Source organism: uncultured Enorma sp. (genome assembly GCA_905210055.1).
GTDB lineage: Bacteria > Actinomycetota > Coriobacteriia > Coriobacteriales > Coriobacteriaceae > Enorma.
Window position 1 is genome coordinate 1 of record CAJLVH010000162.1, and the last position, 3,647, is coordinate 3,647.

Here is a 3,647-nt window from a genome sequence, read left to right on the forward strand (position 1 = left end):
CGGGCGTTCGCGGGCAGCGATCGTGCTTTCCGGCGACCTGCCGAGCTCCCTTGCCGCGGCGCTATGCGTGGATGCATTCGGGCCGAGGAACGTGCTGGGGATCGTGGTCGCCCGCTCCCGTACGTTCACACCGGAGGCGGAGGCTCGTGAGTGCGAACGTCTCGAGCTCGTGCGCTCGCTCGCGACGAACCTGCACATCCGCCTCGTAGAGCGCACCGAGCCAGACCTTGCCGAACTGCTCGATCGCGATGTGCCCGTCGCCGCTCTGGGTGCCGACAGTGCGGGCATGCCCGGGACGAATGCGGTGCAACGTGCCCGCGCAGCATTCGAGGGCTTACTTCTTTCAGACCTCGCGGCGGATACGCGAGCGCTACCGGTGCGGTCGCTCTGCAAGACAGCGTACGCCATAGCGGCAGATGGCGTCACGGCGGGTTGCGCCGGTGCCGTCGCGCCGTTCGGCGATGTGTACCTCACCGCCCTTGAGTTTCTCGCGCGCTGGCGGAATCGCTCGGGTGCGGCGCTTCCCGCCCAGCTGGTGTCGCTGCATGCCGTGAAGGCGTGTCAAGCAGAGATCGTTGCACGAGCCGCGGCCTTCGCCAATATCGACGCGGCGTTCTCCGAGCGCATCGACGCACTGCTGGGCGCGCTCGAGCCCTCGGAGCTCGACGGCGTGCTCGAGGCGCATGTCGATCGCGCGCTCTCGTTCGAGGACATCCCGCTTACGAAGACGCGTCCCGATGCCGTAGCGCTCGCGCTTTTGCTCGTTCGCCAGGGCGAGGCGGTGCGCCGCTCCCTTCCGGCGTATCCGGTGGTCTCGGGCTGCTCGTTCGTCGAACGGGCGTGGCCGGCGGCGCTCGCTTGGTCGGATTTCGGACGCCAGGGGGCGGAGCCGCTCACGCTCGAAGCGCTCCTCAAGGCGGAGGTCGAGCGTTCCGAATCGCGCGGCGTTGAGATGGGCGAGCGCATGAGAAACGAGGTCCTGAGCTTCATCAGCAATCTTCTGGGCATCTCTTCGGAAGAACTCGAAGAGTTGGGGTCTGAAGAGGGGCGTGCGCGCCTGGGATCGAATCTCCCGCAGGTCGAAGAGCAGATCCAACGCTCGTTGCAGCAGCTTTTCGAGCAGGGCGGTGCGCCTGGTACGGGCGGCAATCCCCGAGGCCCGCACGGCTTCTCGTTCTTCTCCCAGAATTGACGCCATCCAGCCCGGCCGAGTTTTCACAATTTGAAGTTTCGCATCTGCGCGACCGCAGCTGCCTGCTATGCTATACTAGAACAGATGTTCGAAAGGTGTCATGACAGGTAGTTGTTGGCGAGGGGAGGTGCGCATGGTCGTATTGGGGATCGACCCCGGGCTGGCCAATACCGGCTGGGGTGTGATCGAAGAGCGTCGCGGCGAGTGCCGTTGTCGGGCGTACGGCTGTATCCGAACGGACTGCGAGACCGATCTCGCAGCGCGCCTGAGGCATATCGTGGACGAGCTCGTTTCGGTTGTCGACCGCTATCAGCCACATGCTGCGGCGGTAGAGGGCATCTACTTCGGCGCGAACGTACGCTCCGCCATCCCGACCGCCCATGCCCGCGGCGCGGCGCTTGTCGCCTGCTCGCTCGCCGGCGTGGATGTGGGGGAGTACACACCCATGCAGATCAAGCAGGCCGTGGTTGGCACCGGTGCCGCAGACAAGCGTCAGGTCACGTTCATGGTGCGCAACCTCCTCCATCTCGACCACGATCCCAAACCGGACCATGCGGCGGACGCGCTCGCATGCGCCATCTGCCATGCCAACCTGTGGCGCACCGCGGCCGCAACGAGCGGTGCCTATGTCAAGGAGAAGGGAAACCCCTACGCATGATCGCTCAACTTCGCGGAACGCTCGTCGAGGCGACGCCTTCGGTCGCGGTGCTCGATGTATCGGGCATTGGGTTCGAGCTGGGCATCTCGGGTATGACCGCCGCTGCCTTGCCGCAACTCGGCGAGGAAGTTCGGCTCTTCACGCGGATGCGCGTGGGAAACGATACGGTGGCGCTCTTCGGCTTCGCGACCGCGGAGGAGCGCACCATGTTCGACCGGCTCGTCGGCGTGTCGAGCGTGGGGCCGCGCCTGGCGCTCGCGGTGCTTTCGAAGTACTCCGTCTCGCAGATCTTCTCCATCGTCATGGCCGAAGACCTTGCCGGCATGTCAGCCGTTTCCGGCGTGGGGAAGAAGACCGCGCAGCGCCTCATCCTTGAACTTAAGGGGTCGCTTGCAAAAGACCGCGAGCTCGCTGTGGCTGATGTTCCCGCTTCTGGCCGCATACCGGTCGCGCGCCCCGCTTCCACACCGCTCGAAGACGCGAAGGCAGCGTTGCTCTCCATGGGCTTCAGTCCCCAGGAGACGGAGCTCGCGCTTGACGGGTATGATGGTGAGGCCATGCGGGTTGAAGATCTGCTCGCTGCCGCGCTCAAGCGACTCGGGATGGATGCATGATGTGGGAAGCAGACGCCGGACAGGACCTATGGGAGGACACGCCGCGTGCACAGGCCGCGGGGGCTGCTGGCCACACCCGGGGCGATCGGTTCGTGACGGGCAACCTCACCTCCGATGACCTCGACGTTGAACGGAGCCTGCGCCCGCAACGCTTGGACGACTATTGCGGCCAGGAACATATCAAGCAGAGCCTGCGCATTCTCATCGAGGCCGCGCAAAGCAGAGGAGAGACGCTCGACCACGTGATCTTCTCCGGCCCTCCGGGCTTGGGCAAGACCACGCTGGCTACGGTGGTCGCCAACGAGCTTGGCGCGCAGATCAAGACGACCTCTGGCCCTGCGATCGAGCGTACGGGTGACCTCGCCGCGATCCTCACGAATCTCCAGCCGGGAGATGTGCTCTTCATCGACGAGATCCATCGCCTGAATCGCTCGGTGGAAGAGATCCTCTATCCTGCCATGGAAGATTTCGCTCTCGATATCGTGATTGGCAAGGGACCCGCCGCCCGCTCCATCCGCCTCGAGATCCCGCATTTCACGCTCGTGGGCGCGACGACGCGTTCCGGTATGCTCACCGGCCCCTTGCGCGACCGCTTCGGCATCTCGTTCAGGCTCGATTATTATTCGGTGGAAGATCTGGCGCAGATCGTGCAGCGTTCCGCCGCGATTCTCGGCGTGGCGATCGACTACGATTCCGCCGCCGAGATCGCATCGCGCTCGCGCGGTACGCCGCGCTTGGCAAACCGTCTGCTCAAGCGCGTGCGCGATTATGCGCAAGTGCGCGGCGGGGGGTCGATCGACGTCGATATCGCGCGGGAGGCGCTCGAGTTCTTCGAGATCGATGAACTCGGCCTCGATTGGATGGATATCCGCATTCTAGAGACGCTTGCTGGGACGTTCCGCGGCCGGGCGGTGGGGCTCACCACGCTCGCGAGCGCGGTGGGCGAGGATCCCGCGACGCTTGAAGACGTGTACGAGCCGTATCTGCTGCAGCGCGGTCTCATGGTGCGTACCCCGCAGGGTCGCATGGCGACACTCACCGCCTTCGAGCACCTCGGTATGGAGCCTCCAACAAAGTAGCGAACGGGCAACACTTTTGCTGCGTCGCTTTGCGCTCGTTCCTGGGGCGGCGTGGCGACACTTTGGGGACGGGTACGTTTGTGACGTTTTCGATACAAAGATAT

The 3,647-nt window shown here is 64.7% G+C and carries 3 protein-coding genes and 1 pseudogene; all 4 read left to right on the forward strand.

Going from position 1 to position 3,647, the window contains the following annotated elements:
• Nucleotides 1-1,192 (forward strand): annotated as a pseudogene (locus tag QZ079_RS08505) (hypothetical protein); the annotation flags it as partial.
• A 133-nt stretch (nt 1,193-1,325) separates the two neighbouring features.
• Nucleotides 1,326-1,850 carry a crossover junction endodeoxyribonuclease RuvC gene (gene ruvC, locus QZ079_RS08510; protein ID WP_291289778.1) on the forward strand — a complete coding sequence of 175 codons (525 nt, stop codon included), beginning with the start codon at nt 1,326-1,328 and terminating at the stop codon, nt 1,848-1,850.
• A complete protein-coding gene (gene ruvA, locus QZ079_RS08515; protein WP_297037438.1) occupies nt 1,847-2,464 on the forward strand; it encodes a Holliday junction branch migration protein RuvA in 618 nt (205 codons plus the stop codon). The genes ruvC and ruvA overlap by 4 nt, the downstream gene beginning before the upstream one ends.
• Nucleotides 2,464-3,543 (forward strand): Holliday junction branch migration DNA helicase RuvB, encoded by a 1,080-nt coding sequence (ruvB, locus tag QZ079_RS08520; protein ID WP_297037439.1) that lies wholly within the window; start codon nt 2,464-2,466, stop codon nt 3,541-3,543. The genes ruvA and ruvB overlap by 1 nt, the downstream gene beginning before the upstream one ends.
• Nucleotides 3,544-3,647: the final 104 nt, after the last annotated feature.